This is a genomic window from Buchnera aphidicola (Chaitoregma tattakana), from assembly GCF_039370165.1.
In the GTDB taxonomy this organism is placed as follows: Bacteria; Pseudomonadota; Gammaproteobacteria; order Enterobacterales; family Enterobacteriaceae; genus Buchnera_G; species Buchnera_G aphidicola_F.
Genome location: NZ_CP134991.1, coordinates 89,403 through 108,402, shown reverse-complemented (window position 1 = coordinate 108,402; position 19,000 = coordinate 89,403). Strand labels below are relative to the sequence as shown.

The following is a 19,000-nucleotide window of genomic DNA, read 5'->3' as shown; positions in this document are numbered from 1 at the left end:
ATTATTGTATCAGTAAACACTTAATTAATATATAAATTTTTATTAAAAGCATTTTTAGAAAAATATTTTGACAACTTACAGTATTCTATAATATTTAAATTTTGTGCACGTAACGAATAGTCAATGTTTAATTTTATAAAATCATTTTTATCAAATATTTTAGACAAACTGTTCTTTAAAGTTTTTCTTCTTTGAGAAAATGCTTTAGAAACTATGTATTTAAAATGCGTTATATTCAAATATTTATTAAATGATCTTTTTAATGGAGATAATTTTATGAAACAAGAATTAACATTAGGTGAGGGAAAAAATGATTTTGCTTCTACATCAAAAAGTATTTTTATACTACAATAGTATTGTAAAAATATACTTAATTTACCATATGATTTAGTTCCTACTAACGCTGACATTTTTTTTGCAACATCATACTGTACCATAAAATACATATCTTGTATTTTATGCAAAAAATTAAAACAATAGAATATTATATGTATAGAAATATTGTATGGTATATTACCAACAATTCTAATAGGATAATTATACTTTAAAAAATTTTTAAAATCAAATTTTAATATATTTTCATTAAAAATATTAACATTTTTTTTTAGAAACATTTTTTTTAAAAAGTTATACAAAACATTATCTATCTCTATAACTGATAACTTATCTACACAATTATATAAAGCTCTAGTTAAACACCCAGATCCAGCACCTATTTCAAAAATATTATCATCAAATTTAGGATTTATAAAATTAATAATTTTATTTATTACTTTATTATCCATTAAGAAATTTTGTCCAAATCTTTTTTTAAATTTAAAATATTTATATAAATAATTATTCATTATAGATCCTAATAAAAAAAAACATATAAAAGAATTAAATATACAAAAAAAAATCATGATATTATTAAAATAATGTTTCTATATTTATAAAAAGTAAAATATTGTATGTATAATAGTAATATTTTTTAAAAAAAATATAACTATATAAATTAATATATTTATTTATTTACGATAATAAAAAAAATGTTTTAAACAAATTTGTTTTAATTTTTTTTAAACATTTTTTAAAAAAAATTTAATACTATACTTATTTATAATATTATGTAACATAAATAAAAATATTATATTTAGAATTAAAGTAATTTAATTTATATAATTTTTTTTTTTTACATTTTTTATGATAAAAGAATATTTCTATATCGACACGTAAATGTAATAATACATAAAAATTTAATAATACGTGCCGAATTTTTGTATAAAAATATATGAAGATAAAACTCAATTTTAAATACTATAATTGTTTTTTAATAAAAAAATCTATATGTAAAATGTTACTTTTAAAAGCATGTCTTTGTACTTCTTTAATTTGCGACAAATATTTGTTTGTATTTAAAATAATAGTAATGTGTTCACTATAAATATTCTTTATATCTTTTAGTTTAAATATTTCATTTTCTTTTAAATAGATCGGTACCGACATTCCATTAACAGGATATAAAATACATGGGTACTGTTTTTTATTTCTCAATACTTTACTACTCCTAGTGCCATACTTGTTTCTAAAATGTGCTATAAAAACTATATTCATAATTTTTCCTAAATAAAAATATAACAAAAAAATATTGTTTAAGAAACTAAATAAAAGATTTTAGCCAAATAATTTCATCTTTTCTTAGACTTTGTATTTTAGTTTCTAGTATTAAAGGAATATTATCAAATATCTTATTTTTAATTATAAAAGAAAAAATATCTGTTCCTATTTTACCAAATCCTAAATTTGCATGTCTATCCACTTTACTACCTAAATCACCAATAGAATCATTTATATGCATTCCTTTTAAATAATTAAATCCAATAATTTTATTAAACTTAAAAAAAATATTTTTTACATTTTCTAAATTACTAATGTTATAACCATAAGAAAATAAATGACATGTATCTATACAAATACCTATTCTAGAAGATTGTTTAATACAATTTATTATTTCATATAAATCTTCAAAACTGCATCCTATACTAGTACCGTTTCCTGAAGTATTTTCTAATACTATACATACATTTTCAGTTTCATATAATATTTCATTTATTACACTAGATGCTAACTTAAAACATAACTTAACATTATCTTTTACTAAATAGTTGCCAGGATGTACATTTATATATTTTATTCCTAATTTTTCACACATAATGACTTCTTCTAAAAAGGATTTTTTAGACAAAGTTCTTTTAGTTATATCAGGATTACATAAATTTATTAAATAACTAGCATGAGGTAATATTTGATTATTAGTAAAACTATATTTTTTCATATTTTTTTTAAAATTTTGGATAATATTGTTATCCAACGATTTAGAAAACCATTTTCTTGGATTTTTCAAAAAAAAAGATATTGAATTAGCACCAATTTTTTTTGCTTCGGAAAAAACTTTATCTAATCCATGCAAAGCAGTAAAATGTGATCCTATATATTTAGTCATAAAAATATTTTTAAAAAAAATATTAAATAAAATATTTATTAAAAAATATTTATATATTAACATATAAACTACATTTAAAAAAAAATTGAAAATATGAATAATAAAACTTACTTGCAAAATATAATAAAAATTTTAGAAAAATTCTGGGAAAAAAATGGATGTACTATAATTCCATCATTGGATATGCAAATTGGAGCCGGAACATTTCATAGAGAAACCTTTTTTAATGCTATTTTACCAAAAAAATTTGCTAGAATATATCTTCAAGCATGTAGAAGACCATCAGATAGTAGACATGCAACAAGTAAAAACAGATTACAGCATTATTATCAATTACAAGTTGTAATAAGTCCCCCTCCTATAAATATACAAAGTACATACATAAATTCTTTAAAAAAATTAAAAGTAGACATAAAAAAAGAAGATATAAAATTTGTAGAAGATAATTGGGAAAATAAAACTATAGGAGCATCAGGAATAGGGTGGGAAGTTAGAATAAATGGAATGGAAGTGACTCAATTTACATATTTTCAAAAAGTAGCCAGTTTAGATTGTAACCCCTCTACAGTAGAAATAACTTATGGTTTAGAAAGAATTGCTATGCATATTCAAAATCAAAAAAATATATATGAATTAATATGGAGTAAGGAAAATTTTAAAAAAGTCAAATATAAAAATTTATTTTTACAAAATGAAATTGAGCAAAGTTATTATAATCTAAAAGAAATCAATGTCAAGGAAATATTTTATTTTTTCAAAAAAAATATGAAAGAATCAAAAAGGTTAATTTGCTTAAATATGCCACTGATCTATCCTTCTTACGAACATATGTTAACATCCATACATCAATTTAATCTCTTAGACACTAAAAAATGTTTATCTATAATAGAAAGACATAACTATATAAGAAGATTTAGAAAATTGTCTAAACTTATAGCAAAAACATACATTAACAAAATGTTAAATGAAAAACATAATTAAAGGAAAAATTAAATTTGAAAAAAAAACTAGTACTAGAGATAATTACAGAAGAAATGCCTCCTAAAAGTTTGATGCAAACTATAAAATCTCTATACAAAAATATAAAAACTCAGATACAAAAAAAATCTATAAAATACGAAAAAATTAATTGGCATGCAACATCTAGAAGATTAATTATAGAAATAAAAAATATATTTTACAATAATAAATATATTAAAAATTTTATTAAAAAAAATAACACAAAAAAAAAAAAAATATTAAATTTTTCTAAAAATCTACATAATGATTTAAAATTTGCAATTTTAGTATCAATAAAAAATATGTATATTAAAAAGCCTATGCATTGGAACAAAATGCAAATAAAATTCATACGACCAATTAGAAACATACTGTGTATGCTAGAATATGAAAATATGAATATAGAAGTTTTAAAAATTCATTCAAAAAATTATACTTTTGGCCACTTTTTTATGACAAATAATAAAAAAATACACATAAAAAATGCATCTGAATATAAAAAAAAAATCAAAAAAGTTGGTAAAGTAATAATAAGTTTTAATGAAAGAAAGAATAAAATATTAGAAAGTATAAAAAATAAAATAAAAAAAATAAAAGGAATAATAAAAAAAAATGAAAGTTTAATAGAAGAAATAAATTTTATGACAGAATGGCCACAAATATATATAGGTAGATTTAAAAAAAAATTTTTAAAAATACCAAGTAAATTAATAAAATATGTAATAGAGAATATACAAAAATGTTTTTCAATATATTCAAAAACAAAAGAAATTACAAGAAATTTTGTAATAATATCAAACATAAAATCTATAAATCCAAAAAGAATAATATCAGATAATGAAAGAATAATTAATGAAAAATTAACTGATATAAAATTTTTTTTAAAACTAGATCGAAAAAATGAATTGATAAATAATTTAAAAAAGTTAAAAAAACATATTTTTCATTATAAACTTGGCACATTTTTTGAAAAAACTATTAGAATAAAAAAAGTTGCATGTTGGATTGGAAAAACAATTAAAATAAATGAAAAAGACATTATACAAGCATCTTTACTTTCTAAATGTGATCTTTTGACAAACATAGTTTTTGAATTTCCTAGCATGCAAGGATATATAGGAATGAAATATGCATTAGCAGAAGGCAAAACTATAGAAATAGCTAACTCTATTAAAGAACAATACTATCCATTAAATTATAATTCTAAAATATCTAAAAATAATCTATCATCTGCTATATCTATATCAGATAGAATAGATACTATAGTAGGTCTATTTATATCGGGCGAACAACCTTTTGGTAAAAATGACCCATTTTACATAAGAAAGAATGCAATAGGAATAATACGTATTTTGTTAGAAAATAAATTTCAAATAAATATATTAGAATTAATAAAAATTTCTATTTTTACGTATAAAAAAAAAGATATCTCAAAAACAATAGAAACTAGAATAGTCTTATATTTTTATAAAAGAATAATAGCATTTTTTAAAAAATACAATTTTGAAAATTATATTCTTTCATCTTCTATAAAAATATTTAAGATAATTCCTATAAAAATATATTTACATTCATTAGAAATTACAAATTATAAAAATATTAAAATTTTTAAAAATACTTGTAAAAGAATAAAAAACATACTAAAAAAAAATAAACAAATTAAGTTAAAAAAAATATTTAAAAAATTTATAAATAACCAAATAGAAAACAAATTATATAATTTACTAATTATATTTAGAAAAAATGTAAAAAATATGTTGGAAAATGGTGAATATAAAAATATATTTGAACATATAAATATAATATGTAAAGTAATAAATATTTTATTTAAAAAAATTTTTATAAATGACAAAAATAAAAATATTAAAAATAATAGAATATTACTTTTAAAAAAAACGAATTATCAATTTAACAAAATTATTATATTGAAAAATATAGTATAAATATTAAGAAATAACAATTTAAAAAACATGTTGTTAATTTAATTAACAACATTTTTAATATATAAAAAAAATAAAGTAAATTATCTGTTTTTTACAATGGCACCAAATTTCTTCTTTAATAATTTAATGTTATTAACAAAAATTTTATCTATATAATTTTCTTTTAAAGTTTTATTAATACTTTGAAAAGTTAATCTTATAGATATACTTTTTTTTCCATAAGATAAATTAGGACCATTATAAAAATCGAAAATATATATATCTACTAAATATTTAAAAAATATCTGTTTACAAAATTTTAATAAATCATCATATTTAATAAAATTATTAACTATAATAGAAACATCTCTAACAATACTAGGATATCCTGAAATTTTTTTGATATTATATATATCTAATTTACAAAAATCTTCTAAACATATTTCAAACAAAAAAATATCAACGTTTCTATTAAAATTATTTTTTTTTAAAATTTGTAAATCTAATTTTCCTATTTTTCCAATAAGTTTTTTTTCTAAAAATATGTATGCACTAACATTTTTTTCAAGTCCCATAATTTTTTTATTCACAAATCTAATATTATTATGTAATCTTAAATTTTCTGTTATATATTCTAAGTCTCCTTTAATGTCATAAAAATCTACTTTTCTTGTTTTTTCATCCCAATTGAAATTTGTATTTCCAACAAGTAAACAAGATAAAAACATTTTTTCAGAAATTCCTAAATATGATTTAAAATTTTTAAAATAACACAATCCTAATTCAAAAATTTTGATATTATCATGTTGTCTATTATTATTAAAAATAAAGTTTTTTAATAATCCAGGGAGTAAAGAAGAGCGCATTGTAGACATATTTTTAGAAATTGGATTTAGTATTTTTATGTTATTAATATTTTTTGTAAACATTTTATCAAAAGTATTATCTATAAAACTATAATTTAATACTTCGTAATATCCAATACTAACTAATAAATTTTTTATGTCCTTTATGAAATTATTATTATGAAAATTTTTGTAAGTAATATTACATTTTTCGTATGGAGCGGTAGCGGGGATTTTGTCTAACCCATATACTCTAACTATATCAGAAATAATATCTTCTTCTATTATAATGTTTTTTTTCCATACAGGAACTAATACTTTCCAACCTATTTTTTGTTTAAAAAATTTATAACCTAGCACATGTAATATTTGTTCAACATTGTTATCTACAAAACTTAATCCCATAATCCTTTTAATATTTTTTTTTTTTAAAAAAATTATATTTTTATTATGCTTTTCAAAATTCTCTATGTTTATTATGCTATGCGCTGTTCCTCCACAAATTCTTAAAATTATTTTTGTAATATATTTTAATGCAAAAAATTGCATATCATAGTTACTACTATAATGAAAATAGTTTATTTCTCTACTACAAACACTGTTTTTTGTATAATTATTAAAAACATTGTTTTCTAAAAATAAAGAACCTAAAAATATATTTTTAGTCTTTACATTAACATTAGAATATTTACTATTAAAATTATTTCCAAAAACTAATATCTCTTTTTTATTGCATATTATAATATTATTTTTTTTTAAAAAAAAATAATTATTAGAAGAATCTGAAATTTTAGAATTTTTCGATACCTTGATAAAAATTTTTTTATTTATACAATTTGAGTCTAAAACATGAAATGATTCTCCTAATTCTAAATAAACATAGTTAATAATATCAAATAATATGTTATTACTATTTATATTAAAAATTTTTAATCTTTCACAAATCCATGATGGGGTTTTAATGCTAATATCTAAACCAGTAAATTTTCTTCCTAAATAGCAATAGTTTTTTATAGATTTTTCTAAAAATATTTTAGTATGTTTTTTATTTTTACTGCTTTTTATAAATTTCTTTTTAAACTTTGAGAATTTTATATTTTTATAAACATATATTTCTCTTAAAATTCCAGTAACATTCAACTCTTCTATTCTATTATAAGGAATATTTAACTTAATTATGCTATCATATACTACAAATTTTTTGCACAAATTCATATTAAAATCAAAAGAGCTATCTAATTTTATAGGAATATTTTTTACATTCGAAATACCTAAGGAAAAAGGCGAACAAAAAAAAATTTCTGAAATAGAACTGTGATATTTTTTTAAATATTTATAAACATTTTCAGAAAAAAAAATTTTAGATCTAGATACAATAAATTTTTGGCCTAACAAACATTTATATGTTGAATAAATTTTAAGTTTTTCATTATTTTTTATAAGAACATAATATAAAAAAAATTTTTTACCTCTTATAAAAATAGTTTCTTTAGAAAATATTTGTCCAATAAAAAAATCACTAATATTTACACTAACTTTACTACAATTTTCTACTTCAATACCTAAATCAGTCAAACTTTTACATGTACTATTAACATCTAATTTAAAATCTGACCATTCTGCAATCCATCTGGTACTAATCTTCATATCAATACCTAATTATTTAAATTGATTTAAAAAACTTAAATTATTTTCAAAAAAATTTCGTACATCTAATATTCCATAACGTAACATTGTTATCCTTTCAATACCTATACCAAAAGCACAACCAATGTACTCATTATAATTAATTTTCATATTCTTTAAAACATTTGGATGAACCATGCCGCATCCTAATATTTCTAACCAGTCTCCATTTTTTTCTTTAATATCTACTTCAGCAGAAGGAGATGTAAATGGAAAGTATGAACTGCGAAATCTTATTGATATATTATGATTAAAAAAATTTTTTAAAAAATTGTGTATTATCCACTTTAGATTAGAAAAATTTACACTCTTATTAACTATTAATCCTTCTATTTGATGAAACATTGGTGTATGTTTAATGTCATTATCATTTCTGTAAACTTTTCCCAAAGAAATAATTTTAATAGGTAATTTTCTCTTTTTCATTACATGTATTTGTATATTTGAAGTCTGGGTTCTTAACAAAGTTTTTTTATCTATCCAAAATGTATCTTGTATATTTCTAGAAGGATGAGTCTTAGGTATATTTAAAGCTGTAAAATTATAATACTCATCTTCAATTTCATTCCCACTTACTATTTTAAATCCAATGTTATAAAAAAAATTTTCTATTTCATGTATAGTATTAGTAATAGGATGAATAGCACCTTTACGAATTTTTCTTCCTGGAAGAGAAATATCAAAAAACTTTATATTATTCTCCTGTTCACAATTTTTTTTTCTAATGTATTTCTCTTTTAAATTAATACACATTTTTATTCTATTAAAAGCAGTATACAATTCTTTTCCAAAAGTTTTTTTTTTTAAACTGTGTAAAAATTTTAATTTTGATAACATAAAAGATAAATAACCTTTTTTTCCTAAAATTTTCTTTTTTAATTTGTTTAGATTATACAAATCTTTTGTATCTTCAACAATTTTTAAAACTACTTTATAAAATTTAAATATTTTTTTTTTATTCATACCATTTTTTATATAAAAAAATTAAATTATTAATATTAAAAAAGCTTCCAATATAAGGAAGCTTTTTTAATATTAATTAAAAAAAACTAATAAACAAAAAAACACAAAAAACTATAAAACTTTTTTTACTTTTTTAACTAAAGTCTTAAACAAAATTTTATCTGAAACAGCTAGCTCTGCTAAAATTTTCCTATTTATTATAATATTAGAAAGTTTTAATCCATAAAGAAAATTACTATATGAGACATTGTAAATTCTACTTTCTGCATTTATTCTAGATATCCATAATTTTCTAAATTGACGTTTTTTTTGCCGTCTATCTCTGTATGCATATTGAGATGCTTTAATAACAGCTTGATTAGCAACTCTATATACTCTAGATCTTGCTCCATAATATCCCTTAGCTTTTTTTAAAATTTTTTTATGACGAGCACGTGCAGTAACTCCACGTTTTATTCTAGTCATGAAATCTCCATTTTATAAAACATTAAGATAAAAAAATTACATATATGGTACTAACAATTTAATTCTCTTATTATCGTGTTTTGACACAATAACTTTTTTCCCTAAATTTCGTTTATAACTACTGTCCTTTTTAGTAAGTAAATGCCGTAAATTATTTTGTTTTCTTTTAAACAATCCAGAAGAAGTTTTTTTAAACCTTTTATATGCACTTTTCAAAGTTTTTATTTTTGGCATTATAAATTTTTTCCTAAAACATTTAAACTATAATAAAAACATCTACTTCTTTTTATGCGACAATAACATAATCATTTGTCTTCCTTCAATTTTATTAGGAAAAAAATCTACTGTAGAAATGTTACATAAATCTTTTTTAACTCTAAGTAACATATTAGTACCAATTTCTTTGTGAGCCATTTCTCTACCTCTAAATCTAACAGTAATTTTAACTTTATTTCCTAATAATAAAAATTTTGTTATTTTTTTTAACTTAACTTGATAATCTCCTTTGCAAGTCACTGGTCTAAATTTTATTTCTTTTATTTGAATTTTTTTTTTATTTTTATTTTGCAACTTTGAATTTTTACTCTTTTCATATAAAAATTTACCATAATTCATAATCCTGCACACAGGTGGAGATGAATGAGGATTTATTTCAACTAAATCAGAATTACAATTTTTCGCTTCTATTAAAGCACTTTCTAAACTAACTATCCCTATAAAATTTCCTTTAACTCCTATCAAACGAACTTTATTTGCTCTTATTTCATTATTAACTTTATTAGACAAAGCAAATTTATTTTTTTTTTTAAATTTAATACTATTTTCCTCGTATTTAACAAAAACTATAAGAATGTATTTTTTTTAACATCATTTTTATAAAATCTTTTAAAAAAACGTTTTTTGTAACATTACCTTTAATATTCCTAACTGTTAAATCCATTTTTTTTTCTTCTTTATCACCACATATTAAAAAATATGGAATTTTAATAGATGAATATTTTCTTATCTTAGCATTTATAGTAATATTATTAATATCATAAATTACTCTAAAATTATATTTTTTTAACATATTAAAAATATTTAATACATAATTTTTATTCTTGTTAGAAATACTCATGATTACTATTTGTACTGGAGTTAGCCATAATGGAAAATTACCATTATATTCTTCTAATAATATACCTATAAACCTCTCAAGTGAACCTAAAATTGCTCTGTGTATTATAATAGGATTTCTTTTTATATTACTTTTGTTAATATAAAAAACTTTTAAACGTTTAGCAATATAAAAATCTAACTGAATAGTACCACATTGCCAATTTCTTCCTAAACGATCTTGCAGAACAAATTCTATTTTTGGTCCGTAAAAAGCCCCACTGCCATGCTTGAAAGAAAAAGCAATATTTTTATTCTTTAAAATTTTTTTTAATATTTTTTCCGCAAAGTCCCAAGTATTATCATCTCCAATACTATTTTCTGGTCTAGTAGAAAAATATATTTTAATAATTTTAAAATTAAATATACGATATATACTAAAAGTGACATCAATGCAATTACTAATCTCTAATTCTATTTGCTTTTTACTACAGAAAATATGAGCATCATCTTGAGTAAAAGATCTTGCTCGCATTAATCCATGTAAAGATCCTGAATATTCATTTCTATGACATATTCCGAACTCAGATAATTTAAATGGTAAATCTTTATAAGATCTAATATTTTCATTAAATATTTTAATATGCCCCGGGCAATTCATTGGTTTAATACAATAATTTTTATTTTCAGAAAAAGTATTAAAAATATGTTTTTTATAACTTTTAAAATGACCACTATTTTTCCATACAGATTTATTCATTATTATTGGAGTTATTACTTCTTTATAATTATGATTTTCTAAAGTTTTTCTAAGAAAATTTTTTAATAACTCAAATATTGTAAAACCATTATTATGCCAAAATATCATACCTGGTGACTGTTCATCAATATGATATAAATCTAATGTAGCTCCTAATTTTCTATGATCAATTTTGGACAAATAAATATTTTTATCAACATAATCTTCTAACTCTTTTTTTGTAGAAAAAGCAACTCCATATATTCTTTGTAAAATTTTATTATTGTTTTTTTTGTCCCAGTAAACACCAGAAAATTTAGTTAATAAAAAATTTTTGTAAAACTTAATATTATAAACCTGTATTCCAGGTATAAAAACAAAATAATTATTATGAAAGTAAACATTCACTAATGCATTTTTTTTTAAAAAACTATTATGTAATATTTTTATTTGATAATATTCATTATAAGAATATAAAATTTTTATTAATCTATTTACAGTAAATTTTTTTTTTATTATAATGTATTTTCTATTACATAATTCTTTCATTTTATTAAAAACTAAACTTAAACGATTTTTGTTTAAACTTTTTTCCATTTCAAAATCACAATAAAACCCTTCCTTTAATAAAACTGAATTTGCAGATTTAGAATTAGGCCATAATGTTTTAACTGCATAATGTAATAACTGCATACACGAAACTTGTATAATTTTGAAAAAATCTTTGTAATTTTTATTTGTAATTATAAAAATCTTTGTACCGTTTCTAAATGTATCATGAAAGTCAAACAATTTATTTTTTATTCTATAAGCTATACAAAATTCGTTTTTTTCTAAATTTATTTCTTTCAAAATATCTTTTACAAAAATATTTTTTTTTATTTTATTATTTTTTGAACCTTTGAATATAACTGATGACATATAAATGACCTATTACAATTAATTTGACTATTATAATATAATAAAAAAACATTCATTTAGTTTTGAATTAAAAAACATTATAAATTATTTTTCGTACCAGCCCCGTAAACCAGACTGGTACTTATTATCAAAAACGATGTTCTATAGAATTTGCAAGCATATCCAGTATTTTTTCACTATCTTTCCAACTTAGACAAGGATCAGTAATAGATTGACCATATGTTAAGCCTCTATCATTTATAACATTTTGAGATCCTTCTTTTAAAAAACTTTCTATCATAACACCTAAAATAAAATCGTTTCCTCTTTTAATTTGTTTACATATAGATTTAGCAACTTTCAATTGTAAAATATGATTTTTAAAACAATTAGCATGACTAAAATCTACCATCAAATATTTAGGCAAATCATTCTTTTCTAACAAGCAAACAGCTTTTTCTATATCTAATTTGTAATAGTTAGGTTTAATTCCTCCTCGCATAATTATATGTAAATTATTATTACCTAAAGTATAATATACTGAATTTTTTCCATATTTATCTGAAGTTAAAAACAAATGTTTAGATTTAGCTGACTTAATAGCATCTATAGCAATCTTGATATTACCATCAGTACCGTTTTTAAAACCTATAGGACAAGGCAAACATGAAGCCATTTCTCTATGTATTTGACTTTCAGTGGTTCTCGCTCCTATAGCTCCCCAACTTATTAAGTCATATATAAACTGACCTATAGACATGTCTAAAAATTCTGTAGCAGAAGGAAGTCCGATTTCATTGATTTCTACTAATAACTTTCTTGCTATTTTTAATCCATCATTTATTTTTAAACTACCATCTAAAAATGGATCTACAATTAAACCTTTCCATCCAACAACTGTTCTGGGCTTTTCAAAATAAGTTCTCATGACAATTTCTAATCTAGATTTATATTCTATTCTCTTTTCTAATAACTTATTTGCATATTCAATGGCAGAATCATGATCGTGTATAGAACATGGTCCAATTACTACTAATAATCTTTTATCCTGTCCATTTATTATTTTAGAAATATTATGTCTAGTAATTTGAATATTTTCTATAATATCTTTACTTGGTTTATAACTATTATAAACTTTTATAGGAGTTACTAACTTTTCAATTTTACTTATTCTTAGTTCTTTCATCTTTTTAATTTTACTCTCTATAACAATTTTATAAAAAATTTAAATAAAAAAAACTATTTTGAACATTTTATTTAAATTAAATTTAACAGACATTTATAAAAACATAAAACAATAGCAATAAATTATCAATTTTAATTTATGCGCTACATACTGCATAATTTTTATAAAATGCTTCTTTTAATTATTGCAAAACGTATACCACTTATAAAAATTATAATATTTACTTTCTACCAATAAAAAATAAAAAATATAATTTTAATTAATTATAAAAACTAATTTTAAAAAATATTATATGTAGATCTGTTATATAACCATAGTAATATTAATCTATACATTATTAGCAAAATTATTGGACCTATAAAAACTCCTATAATTCCAAATGCTAACAGTCCACCTATAACTCCAAATAGTATTACAAAAAATGGAAGACGCATTCCTAACTGTATCAAAGCTGGTTTAAGAGTATTGTCTAAAATGCATATTAAAATACTCCAAAATACTAAAATAATTCCAAATAAAAAGTTATTATTTATAAACAACCATATTGAAAGAGGTATTAATACTGGAAGTGGTCCTAGTTGCAAAAAACAAAATAAAAATATGAGAAACAAAAAAAATGAACAATATGGAACTCTAGATATTAATACACCAACCCAACCAAATAAAGACTGCACGAAAGTAGTAACTAGAACTACTAAAGATATTGTTCTAATGGATCTTACCACAAGATATACTATTGAATAACCATATTTTGAAGAAACACGTAAAGATATATTTTTTACTAAATTTACAAATTTTTCACCATTTGAATATAACAATATATTAAAAATTAAAACAAAATTTAACTGTGCTACTAAATAACTAAAATAGCTAATTTTTCTTAAAAAAAGTTCTGATAATTTTACTATATATGGCTGAAGATACTTTATAAAATTAGTACTATTATGTAAGCTTAGCTTTTGATAACTAAAAAATATTCTTTTACCTATAAAAGGTATGTTTTTTAAACACAATAACTGAGGTAATTTGAAATCTTCAGAAAACAAAGACATAATAAAAGATTTAGAATTATATATGATAACATTAAAAAAAAATAATATTGGCATTAACATAAGTAAAAAAACAAGAAAAGTCATCACAATAATGGCAAAATATCGTTTGTTAAAAAAAAATTTTTGTAACTTAATCATAATAGGCCAAGTAGAAATAACTATCATGCATGACCAAATAAAACTAAACACAAATGGCTTTAGAATTAAAAAACTTAAAAAAGACAATAAAACTACAAATAGTAAAGAAAACATTTCTTTCTTAGAATACATAAATAATTTTGAATTTTTCATAACTTTCTCCTAAAAAACTACTTAACTAACTTTTACTAATAAAATAAATTATTTTTAAATTTTATATAAAATATATAATCAGGTTTTTTCATAAAATTTGGTAACATTTTAAAAAACATTATAAAAAACTTTCAAATATTTACATAATCTATATAATATTATTATAAATTAAAAAAATATTTAAACAAATAGACTATATAATATATAGAAATTATAATTTTAAAACAGTTAAAAAAATACAATATGCAAATAATTTATTTTACAAAAAAAGCTGAAAAACAAATAAAATTTTTAATAAAAAACAAATTCAAAAATAAAATATTAGAAATTTATATAAAAAAAACTGGATGTGCTGGTTTAGAATATAAAATGAAATTTGTAGAAATATCGAAAAAACATAACGAACATAAAAAAAGTTTTTTTTTAGAAAAACATGGTATAACTATACTAATACATAAAACACATTTAAAAATATTAGAAAATACAAAAATAGATTTTGTAAAAGAAGGAATTAATAAAAAATTTAAATTTGTTAACAAAAAAATTAAAAATTTTTGTGGATGTGGTAAAAGTTTTAATATAAATTAATATTATTATCCCCAATACAATATACAAAAATTTTTTTTACCTTTACATAAAAAAGAATATTTAGAAAAAAATTTATCTGATTCGTTAAATATATAATCACAATCTTTTTTAACAAAATTATTTATTTTAATAGCTCCAGATAAAATCATTTTTTTAGAATTACCTAACGATTTAGAAAAAGATGCTTTTAATAATATTTTTATTAATTTTTCATGTTTTTTAACTAAAATTACAGGTAACCCTACATATTTTTTAGTTAAAAAATTAAAATCACTTTTTTGTATATCAGAAAAATCATTATTAAATAATATATTACAAATTTTCTTAACAATATATAAAAATTTTTTTCCATGTACAAATTTAGTTACAGAATCTGCTACAATTTGTTTGTTTTTAATAATGTCAACAACTACATTCTCTTTATATAACTTTTTTTCTATAATACCTAAAAAAGAAAAAATTTTTATAAAATATTTTAATTCAACATCTGTAATATTCAACCAAAATTGATAGAAATCATATACGGACGTTTTTTTATTATCTAACCATATAGTACCTTTTTCACTTTTTCCAAATTTTTTCCCATTTTTATTTATTAATAACGGTATTGTTATTCCAAACACTTTCTTGTTATACAATTTTTTTGTTAAAGTAATACCTGAGACAATATTTCCCCATTGATCTGATCCTCCTATTTGTAAAATAGTATTATAATTTTTATACAAATAAGAAAAATCATATGCTTGTAAAAGACTATAAGAAAATTCTGTAAAAGACATTCCTAAATCTGATCTATTTATTCTATCAATTACAGAAGATCTATTTATCATTTGATTAATAGAAAAATGTTTTCCAACATCTCTAAGAAAATTAATAATATTAATATTAGAAAACCACACATAATTGTTTAATACAATAACATCTTTTTTAGAAAAATTTTTTTTTAATATTAACAATATTTGTTTTTTTAACTTTTTTTGATTATTACGCATAATATCATGAGAATATAACTCTCTCTCTTTATCTTTAAAACTTGGATCTCCTATTAAACTTGTTGCTCCTCCTATTAAAATTATTATATTGTTATCATAGTCATACATTTTTTTTAAAAAAAGTATAGGCAAAATATGACCTAAATGCAAACTGTCAGATGTAGGATCAAAACCACAATATAAAGTAATAGAATTATGTTTTTTAAACTCTTCTATTAAACTAGATTCATTAGTAATTTCAAATATTAATCCAGATTTTTTAAATTTATTTATTATTTCTATATTTATCATAAAATTATACCTATATGTTTTTTTTGAAATATAAAAAATATATTATTAAAAAAAAATGTTAAAATATAAAAAAAATTACATTATTTGTATTTGATCTATATCAAATATTAAACTAATTTTTTTTAAATACAAAAATTTTTTAAATTTGCAAAAAGTTTTTCTAAAAATTTTTCTTAAAAAATATTTATTTAAATGAGATATTAATATGTTCGAGTAAAATTTTTTTTTATATTTTTCTAAATATATATAATTAGAATTAATAAAAAAAAAATTTTTTACACTACTAAAAGACGAAGTTTTTAAAAAAATTATAATATAATTTAATAATATTGAAATATCAGTTTTACTATTTCCTTCTAGTCGTATAATTGCATGAGAATTAAAAGGAGGTAGTTGGCAATCTTTTCTATTATTTAACAAATGTTTAGAAAAAGATGAATATCCAGAATAAAAAAATTTTTTAAATAAATATTTGTCACATAACTTAGTTTGTATTATTATAGTAAAAGGTTTATTAGAAAAATTTAAAAACAATCTTATTATACTATAATACATTTGAGACAAAATTTCTATAGACCTAAAATATGGAAAATAAAAATAATAATCTATATAAAGAAATACTAAAACTTTTATATTTTTTAGCTCATATTTATATAAACAATTTTGCGTCACTATAAAAATACATTTTGAAGTAAACTTTGTAACATCTTTAATATTTTTATCTTCCAAAAATATTACAGGAATGTTAGGAAAAACACATTTCAAATTTTTTGTTAGAAAATAAGTATTACATTTACTATAACAAAATTTGTTTCTGCCGCATTGTATACATCTAAAAAAATTGTTGTATCTAAAAAAACAAAATCTACAAAAAATTATATTTTCATAAATTTTATATTCACAAAACTGATTACAAATCTTACATTTTAATATATTATTACAATTTATACATTTTATAAAAAAAAACATATAAGACATTTTATCTGTTATAAAACATACATTTTTATTTTTATTTAATAATGTATGAATTATATTTATTAAAGACATAGAAAAAACACCTCTAAATCTCTCATAATTTATATTTATCAAAACCTTTTTCAAATTTTTATAACAATCCGATATTTTATTAGATAATACTATACTTCTAATTTTATTTTTGTATACATTATATAATGTATTTAAATCTGGCTCAGAAGATTCTAATATTATTGGGATTTTTTCATAGTATGCTCTCAATATAGCAACACTTCTAACATTAAACATCCATCTTCCTAAAACTTTATAATACGTACTATTTTCTTCATCTAATATAATAATACCTAAATTTGAAATTGGCACAAATATACCTATTTTTGTAGAAATTATTAAAATTGCATCATTTTTACTAAATATTTTCCAACAAAAAAATTTGTGACTTTCAGGCAATTTAGAATGATAAGAAAATATAGGAAACATAATTTGCCCTCTAATTTCTTGTTTTATCTTGTTTAGTATAAAAACATTAGAGACCATTAATAAAACCTTTAAACCACTATTTAAAATTTTTGAAAATAAAATAGCATAATATTTCATTTTTTGATAAAAAAGCATATTAGTTATCAAAAATACATTAAACTTTTTTAAACTTTTAATTATATACATAATTTTTTTCATATAAGAGTTTTTATTTTTTATATGAATTACAAAATTTTTTGCAAAATAATTTGTATAACTATATTTATAAAAAATATACTTTTTTTTACATATTTTTTTTTTTAACAGCTCACAGAAAACATAGTCAGACAAATTATATTTTTTATATTCAGTTTTAAACAAGTCTTTTCTTTTTAACAAATGCAAAGCAGAAATTTGTTTTTTACATTTTTTAAGCAACTTAATATCTATATTTTTACCATATGTAGTTATTGACCAAACATATTTTTGTTTAAATTTTAACACACTTATACTTTTTAAAAAATTAGGCATGCCAAAAAAAATAATAAAATTCATAGAGCATGAATAATATTTAGAACATTTTAACATTGTATTCCATATAGGTTTACTAAAAATAGATTTGTTGTCTATTGCATAAGAAACATACTTTAATTTTAAATCTAACTTTTTATTTCTATATAATTTATAAGATAAAACTATTCCTATAATATTATTATTATTAAAGTTTACTAAAACTCTAGAACCTATTAAAGGATAGTTTTCCGTATTATAAAAATATAAAAAAGTCTTACTTATTGGTATATGTAATGCAACTTCCACTATAAATGTAAGATTCATTATCTTATTTTAAAAAAAAATAATAATATATAAATAATATCTATATTAAACATTTTTAATAAAAAAAATAGTAAATTTATATTTTAAAAAAAAATATTATACAATATTGAAAAAATATTATTTATACATTATTATCTATATAGATAATATTTTACGTCCGTAACTCAGTAGGTTAGAGTGCCATTATGACATGATGGATGTCAGTGGTTCGAATCCACTCGGACGTAATTTTT

16 protein-coding genes and 1 tRNA gene are annotated in these 19,000 nt (G+C 19.8%); 4 read left to right on the top strand and 13 right to left on the bottom strand.

The features are described from left to right. Positions 1–20 precede the first annotated feature (20 nt). The 3 genes from rsmA to nfo form a co-directional block, all read right to left on the bottom strand. The gene (gene rsmA / locus RJI84_RS00525) at positions 21–845 is read right to left on the bottom strand and encodes a 16S rRNA (adenine(1518)-N(6)/adenine(1519)-N(6))-dimethyltransferase RsmA (RefSeq protein WP_343189179.1); all 825 of its coding nucleotides are present in this window, start codon (positions 843–845) and stop codon (positions 21–23) included. A 451-nt stretch (positions 846–1,296) separates the two neighbouring features. Further along, positions 1,297–1,593, bottom strand: coding sequence for a 50S ribosomal protein L25 (gene rplY, locus RJI84_RS00520; protein ID WP_343189178.1), 297 nt, complete (start codon positions 1,591–1,593; stop codon positions 1,297–1,299). 46 nt (positions 1,594–1,639) lie between these two features. Next, positions 1,640–2,482 (bottom strand): deoxyribonuclease IV, encoded by an 843-nt coding sequence (nfo, locus tag RJI84_RS00515; protein ID WP_343189177.1) that lies wholly within the window; start codon positions 2,480–2,482, stop codon positions 1,640–1,642. A 93-nt stretch (positions 2,483–2,575) separates the two neighbouring features. Between nfo and RJI84_RS00510 the strand changes: the two genes are divergently transcribed. Both RJI84_RS00510 and glyS read left to right on the top strand, forming a co-directional pair. Beyond that, positions 2,576–3,463, top strand: coding sequence for a glycine--tRNA ligase subunit alpha (locus RJI84_RS00510; protein WP_343189176.1), 888 nt, complete (start codon positions 2,576–2,578; stop codon positions 3,461–3,463). 14 nt (positions 3,464–3,477) lie between these two features. Continuing rightward, complete coding sequence (glyS, locus tag RJI84_RS00505) at positions 3,478–5,424, top strand: glycine--tRNA ligase subunit beta (RefSeq protein ID WP_343189175.1); 1,947 nt, start codon at positions 3,478–3,480, stop codon at positions 5,422–5,424. An 80-nt stretch (positions 5,425–5,504) separates the two neighbouring features. On the opposite strand, the gene pheT is transcribed toward glyS, so the two are convergent. The 8 genes from pheT to ydiK all read right to left on the bottom strand — a co-directional run bounded on the left by pheT (position 5,505) and on the right by ydiK (position 14,586). Further along, positions 5,505–7,895, bottom strand: coding sequence for a phenylalanine--tRNA ligase subunit beta (gene pheT, locus RJI84_RS00500; protein WP_343189174.1), 2,391 nt, complete (start codon positions 7,893–7,895; stop codon positions 5,505–5,507). 12 nt (positions 7,896–7,907) lie between these two features. After that, positions 7,908–8,897, bottom strand: a complete 990-nt coding sequence (gene pheS / locus RJI84_RS00495; protein ID WP_343189173.1) for a phenylalanine--tRNA ligase subunit alpha — start codon at positions 8,895–8,897, stop codon at positions 7,908–7,910. Between the two features lie 111 nt (positions 8,898–9,008). After that, on the bottom strand, positions 9,009–9,362 hold the full coding sequence (gene rplT / locus RJI84_RS00490) for a 50S ribosomal protein L20 (protein ID WP_343189172.1): 354 nt from the start codon (positions 9,360–9,362) through the stop codon (positions 9,009–9,011). Positions 9,363–9,398: 36 nt separating this feature from the next. Beyond that, positions 9,399–9,596: a 50S ribosomal protein L35 gene (gene rpmI / locus RJI84_RS00485; protein ID WP_343189171.1), complete on the bottom strand. Its 198-nt coding sequence runs from the start codon at positions 9,594–9,596 to the stop codon at positions 9,399–9,401. Between the two features lie 42 nt (positions 9,597–9,638). Further along, complete coding sequence (gene infC, locus RJI84_RS00480) at positions 9,639–10,178, bottom strand: translation initiation factor IF-3 (RefSeq protein WP_343189261.1); 540 nt, start codon at positions 10,176–10,178, stop codon at positions 9,639–9,641. Between the two features lie 16 nt (positions 10,179–10,194). Continuing rightward, positions 10,195–12,117: a threonine--tRNA ligase gene (thrS, locus tag RJI84_RS00475; RefSeq protein ID WP_343189170.1), complete on the bottom strand. Its 1,923-nt coding sequence runs from the start codon at positions 12,115–12,117 to the stop codon at positions 10,195–10,197. Positions 12,118–12,244: 127 nt separating this feature from the next. Continuing rightward, entirely contained in the window at positions 12,245–13,291 is a 1,047-nt protein-coding gene (locus RJI84_RS00470; RefSeq protein WP_343189260.1) for a 3-deoxy-7-phosphoheptulonate synthase, read from the bottom strand. A gap of 269 nt (positions 13,292–13,560) precedes the next feature. Next, the gene (gene ydiK, locus RJI84_RS00465; RefSeq protein ID WP_343189259.1) at positions 13,561–14,586 is read right to left on the bottom strand and encodes an AI-2E family transporter YdiK; all 1,026 of its coding nucleotides are present in this window, start codon (positions 14,584–14,586) and stop codon (positions 13,561–13,563) included. 282 nt (positions 14,587–14,868) lie between these two features. On the opposite strand from ydiK, the gene RJI84_RS00460 reads away from it, so the two are divergent. Continuing rightward, positions 14,869–15,213: a HesB/IscA family protein gene (locus RJI84_RS00460; RefSeq protein ID WP_343189169.1), complete on the top strand. Its 345-nt coding sequence runs from the start codon at positions 14,869–14,871 to the stop codon at positions 15,211–15,213. Positions 15,214–15,218: 5 nt separating this feature from the next. Here the strand turns inward: RJI84_RS00460 and tyrS are convergent, their stop codons facing one another. Then, positions 15,219–16,496 (bottom strand): tyrosine--tRNA ligase, encoded by a 1,278-nt coding sequence (gene tyrS, locus RJI84_RS00455; protein ID WP_343189168.1) that lies wholly within the window; start codon positions 16,494–16,496, stop codon positions 15,219–15,221. A gap of 75 nt (positions 16,497–16,571) precedes the next feature. Continuing rightward, positions 16,572–18,767, bottom strand: a complete 2,196-nt coding sequence (locus tag RJI84_RS00450; RefSeq protein WP_343189167.1) for a hypothetical protein — start codon at positions 18,765–18,767, stop codon at positions 16,572–16,574. A gap of 153 nt (positions 18,768–18,920) precedes the next feature. Here RJI84_RS00450 and RJI84_RS00445 point away from each other — a divergent pair. Beyond that, a tRNA-Ser gene (locus tag RJI84_RS00445) sits at positions 18,921–18,994 on the top strand. Positions 18,995–19,000: the final 6 nt, after the last annotated feature.